A 14,738-nucleotide genomic window follows, 5' to 3' on the forward strand; every position below is an offset into this window, starting at 1 on the left:
AAAATAGGATATGTGTGTGACAAATAAAGGGTAACATGTACAAGTTGAATTGGGAAGATGGCTAGATAAGGGGTGGAGTATGATTGAATTGGAATTTAGCGTGGATCGTCTTAAGGAAGAACAAATAGGCGATATTGTAGCATTATCATCTTATATTGGTTGGGATTATAATAGGGAAGAAGTTGAAACAATTTTTAACTCAGGTATTGTATACGGCGTATGGAATGAGAGAAAGGAACTTATTGCTAGCGCAGCAATAATATTATATGGGGAGGCGTTGGCATCTATCGGAATGGTAATTGTACATCCAGATTATAAGGGAAGAGGAATTGGAAAGATGATTACAAATTCATGCATGAATAGCGTATCAGCTCAAACTCCATTTATGCTTATTGCTACGGATGAAGGAAAACCTTTATATGAAAAATTAGGATTTAGAGCAGTAAGTTATGTTTCTAATTACATATGTAACTCGTACAATGCGAATGATTATTGTGTAAGAAATGAAGATTACGTGATGAACTATGAAGAGGGTGAGTTAGAAAAAATAATAAAAATAGATGAATATGCGTTTGGAACAAATAGAAAAGAGTTTTTAAAGAAAAGAATTATGCAAAGTGAACAGTGCACTGTTGTAAGGGACAAAGAACAAAATGTATTAGGTTACGGTTTAAGCATACAAACACCAGAAAATAAAATAATAGGACCGGTTGTTGCTAAAAATGATGAGATGGCAATGAGAATTGTACATGATTTAGCAAAAGGGCATAATGGTAAATTAAGAATTGATGTACTAGAAGGAAAGAAAGATTTCATGAAAGTATTAGAGATTACTGGTTTTAAAAAGGTGAATACACCACCAATTATGATGAAAAATAGCGGTCAATTATTAAAAAGGAATAATGAGTTATATAGCATTGCAGCACAAATTTTTGGGTGAAAAAGAATCCTTCTGAACGAAGGATTCTTTTTCGCTAATCACGATATTGATTATGAGTCGGCTGAAAGAGGTCTTCCTCGATATCCCTTACCATAGAAAAATGATCAACATTATAATGACCATGGAGAATTTTATTATGGTGAGAGATAATTTGTTCTGCAGTCAATACGTCAGAATCAGTTGTGGAATGACCGTTTTTAATTAATGTAACATCAAATCCTTGTACAGTTGCTGTTCGAACAGCGGTGTCGATACAATGTTCTGTTTTACATCCACCTATAACGATATGGTTAATTTTTTCTTCTTTTAACAGTTCAAGTAAAGAAGTACCATAGAATGAATTTGTTGCGGCTTTATTAATAAGGATTGCAGATTGAGGTACTTGAATTTGATTATGTACTTCAAAGCCTTCTCCGCTACCAGAAGCAACATCGATATCTCTTACGAAAACAATAAGGGCATTGGCATCTATTGCTTTCTGCACGGCTGTATTGAGTGTAGATAATAATTCGGTTTTACGAAAAACTTCACTTTCTTGTTCATTTCCATCCATTAATTCTTGCTGCGCATCGATAATTAATAGTGCTTGTTTCATCGTGTCTCCCCTTTAATATGAAATAAGTTCCACTGTACATATTCCTCCATATTATAAGGAAATCCTCCATTGCAAGTAGAGTATAGGCTGATTTACAAAGTTGTCAAAGAAATTTCATTCTCATGGCGTATAAAAACATGTATGATAGGAAGTGGAGAATTTTTGAGTAGGTGGGAATAACATGCAAACAGTAGAAGATTATCTTTCATTCTTACATACGAAAGGATTTAAATTATCAGAGGAAGCACAAGGATTTATTATGTTCGGACAAGGATATACGGGTGCATCTGATGGCATTGTAAACGCAGCAATAGAAGCGACAATTAAGCATCAATTGCAGTTTGATGGCAGTTATTTTGTTGCGTTATTAGAACGATTGAAAGAAGAAGAGATTACAGATAAAAAAAGCGCTAAGGCTTTTATGCGGAAGTTACAAGCGTAACTTCACGCAGCCTGCGCTTCTTTTTTTGTTTTAGAAGGTAATTCAACAAAAATCATGCCTAGGAAAATACAGAGGCATCCGATAATAGCGGAAATAGAAAGTTGTTCGTTTGCAACGAGAACGCCTGTTAAGGCAGCGAAAACGGGCTCCATTGCGAAAATAATTGCTACTCTCGTTGGAGACGTATGTTTTTGTGCTGATGTTTGAATGAAAAAAGCAATGGATGTCGCGAACAGGGAAGTTAGAAATAGAGCAAATAAAAAGGAAGAATTCGTCCATAGTGCTACTGAAAATAATTTTTCCCAATCTTCAAACAAAAAGGCGCAAATAGAAGAAAACATACCGACAGCTAATACTTGCGATGTGCTTAACAATAAAGGTGATATTTTTTTAGAGAAGAAGCCGTTAACGAGAATATGAGCAGCGAAAGCAACTGCACAACCGAGAACGAGTATATCTCCAATGTTTAATTGAAAAGAATCACCTGCTGTTAATAAATATAAACCCGCTGTTGCTACAGCAATGCCAATTACGATAAAAATAGTAGCTTTTTGTTTTAAAAAGATAAAAGACAAGATTGGTACCATAACGATACTAAGCCCTGTTAAGAAACCAGCTTTTGAAGAAGTTGTATAAAGTAAGCCGAATGTTTGTAATACATAGCCGACGCATAAAAAGAATCCAACGGTTAATCCAGCGAGGCTACTCTGTTTTATATGTTGTTTTGAAGTTTTTTTTGAGAAAATCATTTGAACGAATAATAAAATGATTCCAGCGAATAAAAAACGTATACCATTAAAAGTAAATGGTCCAACGAAAGACATAGCATTTTGAACGACAACAAATGTAGCTCCCCAAATAAAAGACACAAATAATAAAGCAAGAGGAGCAATCCAATCTTTTTTCACACTCATACCCCCGTTAATTTTGTAAGATAGCTTTTCTAGCTAACTCATCAGCAACTTTATTTTGACTACTTGGAATCCACTTAATAAAAAAGAGATCGAAACTTTTTATGTACTGCAGTGCTTCCTCTAATAGTGGTGCAAACATTTTATTTTTTGCGTATTCTTTTTCGACAGCTCGCTCAACAAGTTGCGAATCTGTACGAAAAGAGACAATGTTATAATTATGCTCCGTGCAATATTTTAATGCCGCAAGTAAAGCGTGGTATTCCGCTTCATGATTGGACATTGTCCCAAGGGGCAATGATAATTGTACAGCGGGTTGAACCCCTTTAATAAATACGCCTGCACCAGAAGGACCAGGATTTCCTTTTGATGCACCATCAATATATACTTCAATCAAAATGAGAAACCTCCAAATGATAAGATGATCCCCTACCTATATGTTTCTTTGAAGTAGGGGATAGAGTAACTTAGCCGATTGTAATACTATAACGACATGTAAATGTTTCATTCGCTTGTAAAGATTGAATTCCTTTTTTTTCCTTGAAATCTTTTGCTGGATTTACTTCATCAGCAATTCCGTACCAAGGTTCAATACATAAGAAAGGTGCATTCTCGCCTGGTGTCCATACGCCGACAAATGGGAATCCGTCAAATTCTACTTTTACGAATTTATTATGTTTATGAGAACGGATGGAGATTTCATCTGTATTCATATTTTCAAAAATAAGTGCATCGTTTTTAAATAGGTCGTATGTAAGTGGCAACTCATTCGTACTTTCAGCAATTAGTTGCTTCTTATTTGAAAGGTAAGGTCCTTCTAATACGCTCGTTTCTAAACGCTCTGGACCATTAAAAGATAGATGGTAATCTGTAAATGACTCGCCCTCTAATAACGGGAAATTGAAACCAGGATGTGCTCCGATTGAGAAGAACATCTCTTTTGAAGCAGGGTTATTCACTTCGTATGTTACATGAACGGTTTGTCCGTCTAGTTCATAAGAAACGAGTAATTCGAATTCATATGGGTATTTTTTTAATGTTTCTTCATTACTAGTTACAATGTAGGTGATTTTCGTTTCACTTTGTTCTTCTACAGAGAATGTAAGATCACGAGCAAAGCCGTGTTGTGTTAAAGAATAAGGTTTACCATCTACGTAGTATGTATTATCTACTAATCGGCCGACGATTGGGAATAAAATTGGTGCACGGCGTCCCCAATAAGTAGCATCACCTTGCCATAAGTATTCTGTATTGTCTTCTTTTAAGAGAACGCTTTGTAATTCTGCACCTTTGTCAGAGATGGTAACGATCACTTTTTCATTTTGAATTGTTGCAGTCATGAAATAAAACCTCCTAAATCTTTCATATATTTCATTATACGTTGTCTAAAAGAAAAAGGGTAGTTCATGGTAGGAATCTATTGACGAAAGGGGGGCTAACGCGTAAAATATAATCTTGTTGCTTAAAAAACGAATAACGTGGTTCGAAACCATCCCACGTAAAAAAACTAAGGAGATTTTGTCATGAATATTAGAACTTTAGTCGGTAATGGTATTTTAGCGGCATTATATATTGCTGTTTCTATGCTTATTCAGCCATTTGGCTTTACGAATGTACAGTTTCGTATTTCAGAGATGTTTAATCATCTCGTTGTATTTAATAAGAAAGCAATTTACGGAATTGTATTAGGTGTATTTTTAACGAATCTCTTTTTTTCACCTATGATCGCTTACGATTTAGTATTTGGAGTAGGGCAATCTATTCTTGCATTAGCTGCAACGATTATTTCTATGCGATTTATTAAAGGTGTTTGGGCTCGTATGATTTTTAATACAGTCATTTTTACAATTACAATGTTTATGATTGCAATTGAACTTCATCTTGCATTTGATTTACCATTCATGTTGACTTGGTTAACATGTGCAATCGGTGAATTTGTTGTTATGGCGATTGGTATGCCTGTAATGTACTGGATTAATAAACGAGTACAATTTGAAAGATTTATGTAATAGATGAAAGAGCTATTCCTATAGGGATAGCTCTTTTTGCATGTGATAATATTGAATATAATTCTTTGACTCTTGATAAAATATAATAAAATAAAGTGAGGCTTTCATTAGCTGGATACATATAAGAAGTCTTACATAAGGGGAATCTAGTATGAAATATAAAATTCATTGGTTGTATAAAACAAAACGCGGTTTTCAGACGGAATTAACGACAGATTATATGAACATAGAAGAAGCACTTCAATTTGCGGAGGATTTCGAGAAAACAGGAAGAGTGAAAGAAGTATTATTTTACGATGAAATGGATGCAGAATGGTCATTAAAGGAAATGAAGAAGCTGAGCAAACAAGTGGAGGAAGAACCCCAAGAAATACTCGTTTATTTTGATGGCGGCTATGATGTACAGACGAAAGAAGCTGGTATAGGCATATGTGTATACTATAAAAAAGGAAATACAAAATACCGAATTCGCCGTAATGCATATATAGAAGGCATATATGATAATAATGAAGCGGAATATGCATCATTACTATATAGCATGAATATACTCGAGGAATTAGGGATTAAGTATGAAGCGGTCACGCTTCGCGGAGATTCTCAAGTTGTACTGCAGCAATTGGCTGGAGAATGGCCTTGTTATGATGAACATTTAAATCATTATTTAGACCAAATTGAGCAAAAAGCAAAGCAAATGAAATTAAAACTTGTATGTGAGCCTATATCAAGAAAACAAAATAAAGAAGCACATCAATTAGCTACGCAAGCATTAGAAGGAACAGTGATTGATAGTCATAAAGAAATAACCGAATAGAGAGGTGCAAAGGTGGATAAAAAGCAACTCATTACAGAGGTAAATGACTTATTAGAAACGTATTGTGAAGGATGTTTTTTGCGAGAACATAATCGAAAGACAAATAGTAAGTATTATGCTCATTCCTTTTGTATAAGACAATGTACAGTTGGAGAAACATTGAAAAAATATGGGGAACAGTTGTCATGAAAAAACATCCAGAGAAAACTCTCTGGATGTTTTTTAGTGCTTCGCTTCATTTAATTGATGCTCACACTCGCTTAATTTCTTTTCCTCATTTATTAAAAATGGCTCGTCTAAATCTGTTGCAACAGATTTCATAATTTCAAGCTGAGAGCGAGCTGCTTCTACAGCAGTGGTAGCATGCTCTAATGTATCTGGATCCATTGAAATTGTCGCTGATCCTACCATTTTTTGTGCTGTTTCTACACGGAATTTCACTTCTTCAAAATCATTTACTTCTGATCCCATTAATAATTCCTCCTTTGTATAGTGCGCATTTCACATAGTTTTTGCTCTGGAAAACGGAAATATACAAAGGAATAACAAAGGAGGTTACCAAGTAAGGTAACCTCCTGTCATATGTTGGATTAAAGTTTTACTACGTTAGCAGCTTGAGGTCCACGGTTTCCTTCAGTGATATCGAAAGATACTTCTTGACCTTCTTCTAAAGCTTTGTAGCCTTCGCCTTGAATAGCAGAGAAATGTACGAATACATCGTCAGCGCCTTCAATTTCGATAAATCCAAAACCTTTTTCGTTGTTAAACCATTTTACTTTTCCTTGCATGTTACAATTCCTCCTAAAAACATTTGCTTTTTTCATTTAGTGAAATTCATTTGAAAAGATAATATAAACTAAAAATGCTATAATCTTGAATATTCTGCTAAATGATTAATTTAAATATACACGAATTGGGAGAATTTAGTCAAGTAAGCGATTTTATTTTTTTGTATTTTTAAATAATTTTTTAACCAAATTTTTAAATAGGTATAGGACAGGCCAAGTATGTAATAGTCTTAATTGAATGCTATACATAATGGGGTGAAAGAATGAATGAGTCTTATTTATTAGATAATGAAGGAATGAGAATGAGAAACGACATACCGAATTGGGTTGCAAAGGAATTTGAAAATTTTTCTAACGTCGTATTAGAACCAACTTTCCCATGTTATTTTGGTTTAACTGCTTTGAAAAAGAATGAACTTCGCTATTCCTTTCTATCTCATAATGATTGGAGTCATTTGCCGCATACAATGTTATCTTTTTTAGAGCTAATGAAAGAGCGTCCAATTGTAAGAAGAGGCTTTTTTCTTTTTGTAGAACCGGAATGTGAGGAGCAATCACTGGAATATTACCGTGATTACTTTTGGAAAGTACTACAATATTTACATGAAAACGATAAGGAAACATGGCCAAAGCAAATTCCTAAAGACCCAGACCATTACTTATGGGAATTTTCATTTGGCGGGGAACCGATATTCGCATTTGGAAACGCACCAGCCTATAAACAACGAAAAACTAGGCATTTAGGAAATTCTCTCGTTATTGGATTTCAGCCACGTACTATATTTGATGGATTAGAAGGGGATCGTCCTAAAGGAGCATATTCTAGGCAAACGGTCCGTGAGCGAGTTGAAAAGTGGGATCAGCTGCCGAAACATCCTAACATTAGTCATTATGGTGATCCGGATCATCGTGAATGGAAACAATACTTTATAGGAGACGATGTAGAACCGTTAAAAGGAAAATGTCCTTTTCTTCATAAGATAGAAAAGTAAGAGTCATCATCTGGATGGCTCTTTTGCATATTTTGGATAAAAAAGGGTATTTTAGTAGTAAATATTTTGAGGGAAGCTAGTCTATTTTTAATTATTACATCATTACTTAATAGTAAAGGAAGTAGAAAGGATAGAGTGATGTTTGGAGCGATTATACAACAAATTGTATTAGGTATTTCATTAGCTGCGCCAGTAGGTCCGATTAATATTGAAATGTTAAAACGAGGAATTGAACGAGGTTTTTGGCATGCGTGGGTTGTTGGAATTGGTGGAATGACAGCAGATATTTTGTTTATGCTTCTCATCTATTTCGGTTTATCTTCTCTGTTTATGTATACATATGTACAAGCTTTTATGTATTGCACAGGGTTTTTCTTATTATTTTATTTAGGATTTCAAAGTGTAAAACAAGGAATTTCTCAATCGAATATGGAATATAAAAAAGAAGAGGTAGGCGGCCTTAAACAATCGTTTATGGCAGGTTTTTTAATTGCGATATCCAATCCATTAAATCTTGTTTTTTGGTTTGGTATATACGGAAGTACACTTAGCTCATTGCTTATGAAGGTAACGAAACAAGAAGCCTTTTTGTATAGTCTTTGTATTATCGTTGGTATTATTTTATGGAATGTAAATATTGCTTTTTCTGTCCATTTTGGCAGAACTTTATTAAAGCAAAAAGCACTTGGCTATATAACAGCCGGAGCAGGTATTATTTTAGTAGGATATTCTATCCATTTTGCATACAAAGCTTTACAGTTGTTCACATAAGATTGAAGGGGAGATTTTTATGTATCGAACCACTATTGACGGAAAAGAAATCATTATTACGTTAGCACCAAAAATCAGAAAAGAAATTACTGATAGAAATCCACTATATGAAGCGGTATTTCAGAATGCAGCAAGATTACTACAAACAAAGCAACCAACGTTTGCTGTAAATCATGAAATATTTGGGCTTATCATTGGAGAGGTACAAAGAGGAGAAGTAACAGTGTTTGCGGTGGAACATATTATTCCGAAGCAAAATATATTTGGACCGAACAATTTTTTCTCGACAATAGAGCAACAGGCAAATTTGTAAAGCGTATAGAATAAGATATAGAAAAGAAATAGTCGTAACGATATGTTGCGACTGTTTTTTTTGAAAAGGGGGAAGGAAGATGAAGAGGGTGGGGAAAGAGTTCTTTTTACAACATGATATCGTTATTATGTATAGTATTTTATTTGTTTTTATCATTATTTTAAAAATGCAATTTTTCACATGGATCGGTTTGTTAGCTTGTTTGTTTGGTATTATTTTTTATACGCTAAACGAATATATGACACACCGTTTTTTATTTCACTTAAAACCACCTAAAAACATATTTTTATTAAAAATGCTAAGAAGATTACATTATGACCATCACGTCTATCCAGATGATTTAAAACTGTTATTTTTACCTGTATGGTTTAGTATACCGAGTTTTACTATATATTTACTTATATCATATGCTATAACAAAAAGTGTTACTATTGCACTTTCGTTCGGAATTGGAATGATTATTATGCTTCTCGTTTATGAATGGAAACATTATATTGCACATAAGCCAATTCGTCCTGTTACTAAGTTTGGAAGATGGCTAAAAAAACAGCACATATTACACCATTATAAAAATGAAAAGTTTTGGTTTGGTGTTTCAAATCCAGTATTCGATTTCATATTTGGAACGCTTAAAGATGGAAAAGACGTTGAATTAAGCGAAACAGCTCGTAATTTAGAAAAGGAAAAAAAGAAAAAAGTAGTGCGTTAAGCACTGCTTTTGTTTTAATGAGGAAAAAATAAGTAAGGTGTCACTTTATTTTGAAAAAGTATATTAAAAACTTAGGGGAAAATGCCGAAAAATGTCTATCGAAAAATCTTTGCAGGAATGTATGGATTGTCTAAAATGAAAATAAGTTTCTGAATATTTATAAAATTTAGTCTTTAGGTATACAAGGGGGAATTGCATTTCTAGTAAGAGAGGGGATAAGAGAATGAAAAGAGATGATACGTCAGCACGTAAGTTACAAAATGAGGTGAATTATACAGAGGTTGTTCAGTCAGAAGAATTTCAATTGTTATTAAATAAGAAAAAGAAGTTTATCGTTCCAATGAGTATTTTCTTTTTAAGTTTTTTTATTGCGTTACCTATTTTAACATCGTATTCAAAGGTACTCAATACACCGGCATTTGGTGATGTTACGTGGGCGTGGGTATTTGCTTTTGCACAATTTATTATGACTTGGGCTTTATGTATGATTTATAGCAAAAAGGCGGAATCCTTTGATGAAATCTCGCAAAAAATTCTACAAAATATGCAAAAAGGGAGGGGCTGAACTTGAATACGACGGCATTTGCACTATTTTTAATTATTGTCCTTGGTACGCTCGTCATAACCTATTTTGCATCGAAAAAAACGAAAAATGCGAGTGAGTTTTATACAGCTGGAGGGGGATTAACTGGTTGGCAAAATGGTCTGGCCATTGCGGGAGATTATATGTCTGCTGCGTCTTTTCTTGGTATAGCTGGAGCGATCGCATTAACTGGGTTTGATGGTTTCTTTTATAGTATCGGCTTTTTAGTTGCTTATTTAGTTGTTCTATACCTTGTCGCAGAACCGCTAAGGAATTTAGGGAAGTACACGTTAGCGGATATGATTGCGGCGCGTTTTGACGCGAAAAAAGTTCGCGGAGTTGCAGCGCTTAATACGATGACGATTTCAATTTTTTATATGATTGCACAATTAGTTGGGGCGGGTGCACTTATTAAGTTATTATTAGGGATCGAATATACAACATCCGTTTTAATTGTTGGTACATTAATGACAGTGTACGTTATTTTTGGCGGAATGACCGCGACGAGCTGGGTGCAAATTGTTAAGGCTGTATTACTTATGGCCGGTACATTTATTATTTCTGTTATCGTTTTCGCAAAATTTAATTTTAGTGTGACGGAAATGTTTGCTCAAATGAAAACAGCAACTCCATTAAAAGATTCGTTTTTAAATCCAGGAGTAAAGTATAAAGATGGTCTTGATACACTATCTTTAAATTTAGGACTAGTTCTTGGTACGGCAGGATTACCACACATTCTTGTTCGCTTTTTTACAGTACGTGATGCAAAAACAGCACGTCAATCTGTCGTATACGCTACGTGGTTAATTGGCGCATTTTATATTATGACAATTTTCTTAGGATTTGGGGCAGCGGCGTTTGTAGGGAATGAGGCGATTATGAAAGCAAACCCTGCTGGTAATATGGCAGCACCTTTATTAGCGAAAGCATTGGGCGGAGATTTCTTATTTGCTTTCGTATCAGCAATTGCCTTTGCAACGATTTTAGCTGTAGTGGCAGGCCTTGTATTAACAGCAGCATCCGCATTCGCACATGATTTTTATAATGAAATTATCCGCAAGGGGAAATCAACGGAAAAAGAGCAAGTATCCATGGCTCGTTATGCGTCTATTGGAGTAGCGGTATTGTCTATTATACTAGCGTTATTTGCTCAAACATTGAACGTAGCATTTTTAGTTTCGTTAGCATTTGCAGTTGCAGCGAGTGCAAACTTGCCAGTTATATTATTCACAATATATTGGAAGCGCTTCAATACAACAGGTGCCATCTCTGGTATGATTGCTGGTCTTGTATCAGCTATTGTTCTTGTAGCGTTAAGCCCAAATGTATGGAACCCTGTAGCTGGAAAAGCTATATTTGTTGGGGAAGCGATATTCCCATATACGACACCTGGAATTATTTCGATTCCGCTTGGATTTCTTGCAGCGTATTTAGGAACTGTTTTATCTAGTAAGAAAGAAGATGCAGCGAAATTTGATGAAATTCTCGTAAAATCTAATACTGGGCATGGTATTAGTGACGCGTCTTCGCATTAAAAAAGAGGAGCTTTTCGATAGATAAGAAAAGCTCCTTTTTCTTTTGTCCTTTTCTTGTAAATAATACTGCTTTGTAAGTAGGATTTGTCTTAATTTTGTGGAATGAAAATAAGCAGGGAGAAATTTAAATCATCATGGTACCAGCGCAGCTTTTGTGAAAAATAAGTTGTTATGGAAGGTGGAAGAAATGATGAAAACGAAACAGACTGATGAATTATTAGCAAAAGATGAGCAATATGTTTGGCACGGAATGCGTCCCTTTAGTCCAAATAGTACAATGGTAGGGGCAAAAGCAGAAGGGTGCTGGGTTGAAGATATACAAGGAAAAAGATATTTAGATGGTATGAGTGGTCTTTGGTGTGTGAATAGTGGATATGGCAGAAAAGAGCTTGCAGAAGCGGCATATAAGCAATTACAAACATTATCATACTTTCCGATGTCACAATCACATGAACCGGCTATAAAGCTTGCAGAAAAATTAAATGAATGGCTTGGAGGAGAGTATGTTATTTTCTTCTCTAATAGTGGTTCGGAAGCAAACGAAACAGCTTTTAAAATAGCAAGACAATACTATGCGCAAAAAGGTGAACCACATCGTTATAAATTTATGTCACGTTACCGCGGCTATCATGGGAATACAATGGCAACGATGGCAGCGACGGGACAAGCACAGCGTAGATATCAATATGAGCCATTTGCTTCAGGATTTTTACATGTAACGCCGCCAGATTGTTATCGTATGCCTGGAATAGAAAGAGAGAACATTTATGATGTAGAATGTGTAAAAGAAGTAGATCGGGTCATGACATGGGAACTAAGTGAAACGATTGCAGCTTTTATTATGGAACCAATTATTACAGGCGGAGGCATTTTAATGCCGCCACAAGACTATATGAAAGCTGTTCATGAAACGTGTCAAAAACACGGTGCCTTGCTCATTAGCGATGAAGTGATTTGCGGTTTTGGGCGTACAGGAAAGGCATTTGGATTTATGAATTATGATGTGAAACCAGATATTATTACAATGGCAAAAGGGATTACAAGTGCATATTTACCATTATCAGCAACAGCTGTGAAAAAAGAAATATATGAAGAATTTAAAGGAAAGGGAGAATATGAATTCTTCCGTCATATTAATACATTTGGTGGAAATCCTGCAGCTTGTGCACTAGCACTTAAAAACTTAGAAATTATGGAGAATGAAAATTTAATTGAGCGCTCTGCACAAATGGGCTCGCTTTTATTAGAGCAATTAAAAGAAGAAATTGGAGAACATCCACTTGTAGGGGATATTAGAGGAAAAGGACTACTAGTTGGAATTGAACTAGTAAATGATAAAGAGACGAAAGAGCCAATTGATAACGACAAAATTGCAAGTGTTGTAAATGCTTGTAAAGAAAAAGGGTTAATTATAGGACGAAACGGTATGACAACAGCAGGATATAATAACGTTTTAACGCTAGCACCACCGCTTATTATTTCAAGTGAAGAAATTGCCTTTGTTGTTGGAACGTTGAAGACAGCGATGGAACGTATTTAATGAATGAAGCGAGCTGTAATATACAGCTCGCTTTTGTTTATGATGTGAAATATGATAAATTTTCAAAGAGAGGGGAATTTATTATGAAGAAATATGATTCTAGTCAACATTATCACATCGGATATTATGAAGACGGATATGATTTAGAAGTGACAGCGTACAAAAGAATACATGAACCAGTTTGGGATGCGTATATTCCACACTATGAGGTAGACGATTTTTATAAGAAAGTGGAGGAAATGAAGCTAGGTGAATATGTAGATGATTATGGCATTATGGTGTATTCATTTCGTAATGGTATTGATGATGATGAAGCACGAATTATTTTTGAAAAATGGTTAAAAACGAACGGGATTGTTTAAAGATAAAACGAAAAAGAAGCTTACTATCTTATAAGATAGTAAGCTTCTTTTTTATTAAACTTATTTACTTGCTTTCATTGCTTTATCTTTTGCACCAAAAGTGTATTTTAACATTGGTGGTGTAATCATTGTAGTTAAAATAACGACAATAACGATAGCTGTAAAGTAATCTTGTGCTAGTAGACCTGAAGAAAGTCCTGTTCCTGCGATGATAAGTGCAACTTCACCACGAGAAACCATTCCAGAACCGATAATTGCAGAAGACTTAGCATCAAATCCAGTCATTCGTGCACCTAAGCCACAACCGATTAGTTTCGTTAATACAGCGATTACTGTTAATGCTAGGATGAACCAAATTTGATCGCCAATACCGTCAAATGTAATATTCATACCGATACTTACGAAGAATACTGGAACGAACATAGCGTAAGCGATTGGCTCTACTTTCTTTTCTACTTCATGTTTGTAGTTCGTTTGAGAAATAGCGATACCAGCTGCGAAAGCACCGATAATACCAGCAATTCCTAATAGTTCGCCGAAATATGCGAATGAGAAACAGATGATAAGAGCCGCGCTCACGATAGACTCAGATACGCGTAGCGGTGATAACCAGCGCATAATCGCAGGAACACCTTTCCATCCGATTAAAATAATAGAAGCGAAGAATACAACTTTCTTCAAGATAATCATTGTTAAGTTAACATCGTCTGTACCTAGGAAACTCATTGCAAATGCTAATAAAATAACGACAAGAATGTCATCAAATACAGCTGCGCCCAGCATAGTTGTACTTTCACGTGTTTTCATCTTTCCTAAATCACGAAGTGTTTGTACGGAAATACTAACACTTGTCGCACATAGAAGTAATCCTAAAAATACAGCATTTCCTTGTTCCATTCCCATAATAAGACCAGAAACGTAACCACCTACGAATGGAAGAATGATACCTCCAAGTGCAACAGCTAAAGAAGAATTACGATTTGCGTTTAATTCCTCTAAGTCTGTTTCAAGTCCTGCCATAAACATTAAAAGAATAACACCAACATTACTTAATTGTGTTAGAAGTTCTGAGTTTTCAATCCAACCTAATACAGCTGGACCGATAACGATACCGACAATTAATTTACCGAGTACAGAAGGTTGGCCTAATCTAACACTAAGATCACCAGCAAGCTTTGTACTTAATAAAATAAGTGCAATTTGAAAGAAAAATTCGAATTCCATCGGATCCTCTCCTTATCATTTTTATTTTTATCATACGATTTCTCGGAATTTGCCTAATGAAAATATGTAAAACCCATTAAACAAAGGGTCTGATTACAAGTTCTTTTGAACTCGTAATTTGAACCTGTAATTAATATATAATATATTTTGCAAAAAATCAATGAAAAAATGGGAGCTTTTTTAGAGAGAGACGGTGTTATTAGGGATATACAT

The 14,738-nt window shown here is 35.0% G+C and carries 20 protein-coding genes and 1 riboswitch; of the genes, 13 read left to right on the forward strand and 7 right to left on the reverse strand.

Going from position 1 to position 14,738, the window contains the following annotated elements:
- Nucleotides 1-79 precede the first annotated feature (79 nt).
- Nucleotides 80-940 carry a GNAT family N-acetyltransferase gene (locus tag PDQ40_RS01150; RefSeq protein WP_270691180.1) on the forward strand — a complete coding sequence of 287 codons (861 nt, stop codon included), beginning with the start codon at nucleotides 80-82 and terminating at the stop codon, nucleotides 938-940.
- Between the two features lie 34 nt (nucleotides 941-974).
- Here the strand turns inward: PDQ40_RS01150 and PDQ40_RS01155 are convergent, their stop codons facing one another.
- The gene (locus PDQ40_RS01155) at nucleotides 975-1,535 is read right to left on the reverse strand and encodes a cysteine hydrolase family protein (RefSeq protein ID WP_000806354.1); all 561 of its coding nucleotides are present in this window, start codon (nucleotides 1,533-1,535) and stop codon (nucleotides 975-977) included.
- 181 nt (nucleotides 1,536-1,716) lie between these two features.
- Between PDQ40_RS01155 and PDQ40_RS01160 the strand changes: the two genes are divergently transcribed.
- Nucleotides 1,717-1,977, forward strand: coding sequence for a DUF6123 family protein (locus PDQ40_RS01160; protein WP_001195212.1), 261 nt, complete (start codon nucleotides 1,717-1,719; stop codon nucleotides 1,975-1,977).
- A gap of 2 nt (nucleotides 1,978-1,979) precedes the next feature.
- On the opposite strand, the gene PDQ40_RS01165 is transcribed toward PDQ40_RS01160, so the two are convergent.
- The 3 genes from PDQ40_RS01165 to PDQ40_RS01175 form a co-directional block, all read right to left on the reverse strand.
- Nucleotides 1,980-2,885: a DMT family transporter gene (locus PDQ40_RS01165; protein ID WP_000711158.1), complete on the reverse strand. Its 906-nt coding sequence runs from the start codon at nucleotides 2,883-2,885 to the stop codon at nucleotides 1,980-1,982.
- Nucleotides 2,886-2,898: 13 nt separating this feature from the next.
- Entirely contained in the window at nucleotides 2,899-3,285 is a 387-nt protein-coding gene (locus PDQ40_RS01170; protein WP_000573873.1) for a reverse transcriptase-like protein, read from the reverse strand.
- Nucleotides 3,286-3,355: 70 nt separating this feature from the next.
- Nucleotides 3,356-4,228, reverse strand: a complete 873-nt coding sequence (locus PDQ40_RS01175; protein ID WP_000127426.1) for an aldose 1-epimerase family protein — start codon at nucleotides 4,226-4,228, stop codon at nucleotides 3,356-3,358.
- Nucleotides 4,229-4,360: 132 nt separating this feature from the next.
- Nucleotides 4,361-4,405, forward strand: a riboswitch (PreQ1 riboswitch).
- Nucleotides 4,406-4,411: 6 nt separating this feature from the next.
- Between PDQ40_RS01175 and PDQ40_RS01180 the strand changes: the two genes are divergently transcribed.
- The 3 genes from PDQ40_RS01180 to PDQ40_RS01190 all read left to right on the forward strand — a co-directional run bounded on the left by PDQ40_RS01180 (nucleotide 4,412) and on the right by PDQ40_RS01190 (nucleotide 5,897).
- Nucleotides 4,412-4,897 (forward strand): QueT transporter family protein, encoded by a 486-nt coding sequence (locus PDQ40_RS01180; RefSeq protein ID WP_001026465.1) that lies wholly within the window; start codon nucleotides 4,412-4,414, stop codon nucleotides 4,895-4,897.
- Between the two features lie 151 nt (nucleotides 4,898-5,048).
- Nucleotides 5,049-5,708 carry a ribonuclease H family protein gene (locus PDQ40_RS01185; protein WP_000875519.1) on the forward strand — a complete coding sequence of 220 codons (660 nt, stop codon included), beginning with the start codon at nucleotides 5,049-5,051 and terminating at the stop codon, nucleotides 5,706-5,708.
- Nucleotides 5,709-5,720: 12 nt separating this feature from the next.
- The gene (locus tag PDQ40_RS01190) at nucleotides 5,721-5,897 is read left to right on the forward strand and encodes a zinc-finger domain-containing protein (RefSeq protein ID WP_000358801.1); all 177 of its coding nucleotides are present in this window, start codon (nucleotides 5,721-5,723) and stop codon (nucleotides 5,895-5,897) included.
- A gap of 33 nt (nucleotides 5,898-5,930) precedes the next feature.
- Here the strand turns inward: PDQ40_RS01190 and PDQ40_RS01195 are convergent, their stop codons facing one another.
- Together PDQ40_RS01195 and cspB are read right to left on the reverse strand one after the other, a co-directional pair.
- A complete protein-coding gene (locus PDQ40_RS01195; protein WP_000534391.1) occupies nucleotides 5,931-6,179 on the reverse strand; it encodes a DUF2564 family protein in 249 nt (82 codons plus the stop codon).
- 119 nt (nucleotides 6,180-6,298) lie between these two features.
- Nucleotides 6,299-6,496: a cold shock-like protein CspB gene (gene cspB / locus PDQ40_RS01200; RefSeq protein ID WP_001161727.1), complete on the reverse strand. Its 198-nt coding sequence runs from the start codon at nucleotides 6,494-6,496 to the stop codon at nucleotides 6,299-6,301.
- A gap of 263 nt (nucleotides 6,497-6,759) precedes the next feature.
- Between cspB and PDQ40_RS01205 the strand changes: the two genes are divergently transcribed.
- The 8 genes from PDQ40_RS01205 to PDQ40_RS01240 all read left to right on the forward strand — a co-directional run bounded on the left by PDQ40_RS01205 (nucleotide 6,760) and on the right by PDQ40_RS01240 (nucleotide 13,301).
- Nucleotides 6,760-7,488 carry a YqcI/YcgG family protein gene (locus tag PDQ40_RS01205; RefSeq protein ID WP_048557448.1) on the forward strand — a complete coding sequence of 243 codons (729 nt, stop codon included), beginning with the start codon at nucleotides 6,760-6,762 and terminating at the stop codon, nucleotides 7,486-7,488.
- 138 nt (nucleotides 7,489-7,626) lie between these two features.
- Nucleotides 7,627-8,259, forward strand: a complete 633-nt coding sequence (locus tag PDQ40_RS01210) for a LysE family transporter (protein WP_002193853.1) — start codon at nucleotides 7,627-7,629, stop codon at nucleotides 8,257-8,259.
- 19 nt (nucleotides 8,260-8,278) lie between these two features.
- Nucleotides 8,279-8,572 carry a hypothetical protein gene (locus PDQ40_RS01215; RefSeq protein WP_000286373.1) on the forward strand — a complete coding sequence of 98 codons (294 nt, stop codon included), beginning with the start codon at nucleotides 8,279-8,281 and terminating at the stop codon, nucleotides 8,570-8,572.
- Nucleotides 8,573-8,651: 79 nt separating this feature from the next.
- The gene (locus PDQ40_RS01220; RefSeq protein ID WP_048557449.1) at nucleotides 8,652-9,281 is read left to right on the forward strand and encodes a sterol desaturase family protein; all 630 of its coding nucleotides are present in this window, start codon (nucleotides 8,652-8,654) and stop codon (nucleotides 9,279-9,281) included.
- Between the two features lie 223 nt (nucleotides 9,282-9,504).
- Nucleotides 9,505-9,846, forward strand: coding sequence for a DUF485 domain-containing protein (locus PDQ40_RS01225; RefSeq protein WP_000817360.1), 342 nt, complete (start codon nucleotides 9,505-9,507; stop codon nucleotides 9,844-9,846).
- Nucleotides 9,847-9,848: 2 nt separating this feature from the next.
- Nucleotides 9,849-11,399 (forward strand): solute symporter family protein, encoded by a 1,551-nt coding sequence (locus PDQ40_RS01230; RefSeq protein ID WP_001098246.1) that lies wholly within the window; start codon nucleotides 9,849-9,851, stop codon nucleotides 11,397-11,399.
- Nucleotides 11,400-11,589: 190 nt separating this feature from the next.
- On the forward strand, nucleotides 11,590-12,939 hold the full coding sequence (locus PDQ40_RS01235; RefSeq protein ID WP_000850972.1) for an aspartate aminotransferase family protein: 1,350 nt from the start codon (nucleotides 11,590-11,592) through the stop codon (nucleotides 12,937-12,939).
- A complete protein-coding gene (locus tag PDQ40_RS01240) occupies nucleotides 12,939-13,301 on the forward strand; it encodes a DUF3986 family protein (protein WP_001001115.1) in 363 nt (120 codons plus the stop codon). Before PDQ40_RS01235 ends, PDQ40_RS01240 begins: the two co-directional genes overlap by 1 nt.
- Nucleotides 13,302-13,361: 60 nt before the next feature.
- On the opposite strand, the gene PDQ40_RS01245 is transcribed toward PDQ40_RS01240, so the two are convergent.
- Nucleotides 13,362-14,525, reverse strand: a complete 1,164-nt coding sequence (locus PDQ40_RS01245) for a cation:proton antiporter (RefSeq protein WP_000393887.1) — start codon at nucleotides 14,523-14,525, stop codon at nucleotides 13,362-13,364.
- Nucleotides 14,526-14,738 lie beyond the last annotated feature (213 nt).

The organism is Bacillus cereus group sp. Bc061 (genome assembly GCF_027715825.1).
In the GTDB taxonomy this organism is placed as follows: Bacteria; Bacillota; Bacilli; order Bacillales; family Bacillaceae_G; genus Bacillus_A; species Bacillus_A paranthracis.

Coding starts and splice junctions, on each gene's coding strand:
- PDQ40_RS01205 (WP_048557448.1), top strand. CDS start 6,760: ATGAATGAGTCTTATTTATTAGATAATGAAGGAATGAGAATGAGAAAC.
- PDQ40_RS01150 (WP_270691180.1), top strand. CDS start 80: ATGATTGAATTGGAATTTAGCGTGGATCGTCTTAAGGAAGAACAAATA.
- PDQ40_RS01245 (WP_000393887.1), bottom strand. CDS start 14,525: ATGGAATTCGAATTTTTCTTTCAAATTGCACTTATTTTATTAAGTACA.
- PDQ40_RS01175 (WP_000127426.1), bottom strand. CDS start 4,228: ATGACTGCAACAATTCAAAATGAAAAAGTGATCGTTACCATCTCTGAC.
- PDQ40_RS01160 (WP_001195212.1), top strand. CDS start 1,717: ATGCAAACAGTAGAAGATTATCTTTCATTCTTACATACGAAAGGATTT.
- PDQ40_RS01215 (WP_000286373.1), top strand. CDS start 8,279: ATGTATCGAACCACTATTGACGGAAAAGAAATCATTATTACGTTAGCA.
- PDQ40_RS01210 (WP_002193853.1), top strand. CDS start 7,627: ATGTTTGGAGCGATTATACAACAAATTGTATTAGGTATTTCATTAGCT.
- PDQ40_RS01225 (WP_000817360.1), top strand. CDS start 9,505: ATGAAAAGAGATGATACGTCAGCACGTAAGTTACAAAATGAGGTGAAT.
- PDQ40_RS01195 (WP_000534391.1), bottom strand. CDS start 6,179: ATGGGATCAGAAGTAAATGATTTTGAAGAAGTGAAATTCCGTGTAGAA.
- PDQ40_RS01240 (WP_001001115.1), top strand. CDS start 12,939: ATGAATGAAGCGAGCTGTAATATACAGCTCGCTTTTGTTTATGATGTG.
- PDQ40_RS01235 (WP_000850972.1), top strand. CDS start 11,590: ATGAAAACGAAACAGACTGATGAATTATTAGCAAAAGATGAGCAATAT.
- PDQ40_RS01220 (WP_048557449.1), top strand. CDS start 8,652: ATGAAGAGGGTGGGGAAAGAGTTCTTTTTACAACATGATATCGTTATT.
- PDQ40_RS01185 (WP_000875519.1), top strand. CDS start 5,049: ATGAAATATAAAATTCATTGGTTGTATAAAACAAAACGCGGTTTTCAG.
- PDQ40_RS01180 (WP_001026465.1), top strand. CDS start 4,412: ATGAATATTAGAACTTTAGTCGGTAATGGTATTTTAGCGGCATTATAT.
- cspB (WP_001161727.1), bottom strand. CDS start 6,496: ATGCAAGGAAAAGTAAAATGGTTTAACAACGAAAAAGGTTTTGGATTT.
- PDQ40_RS01155 (WP_000806354.1), bottom strand. CDS start 1,535: ATGAAACAAGCACTATTAATTATCGATGCGCAGCAAGAATTAATGGAT.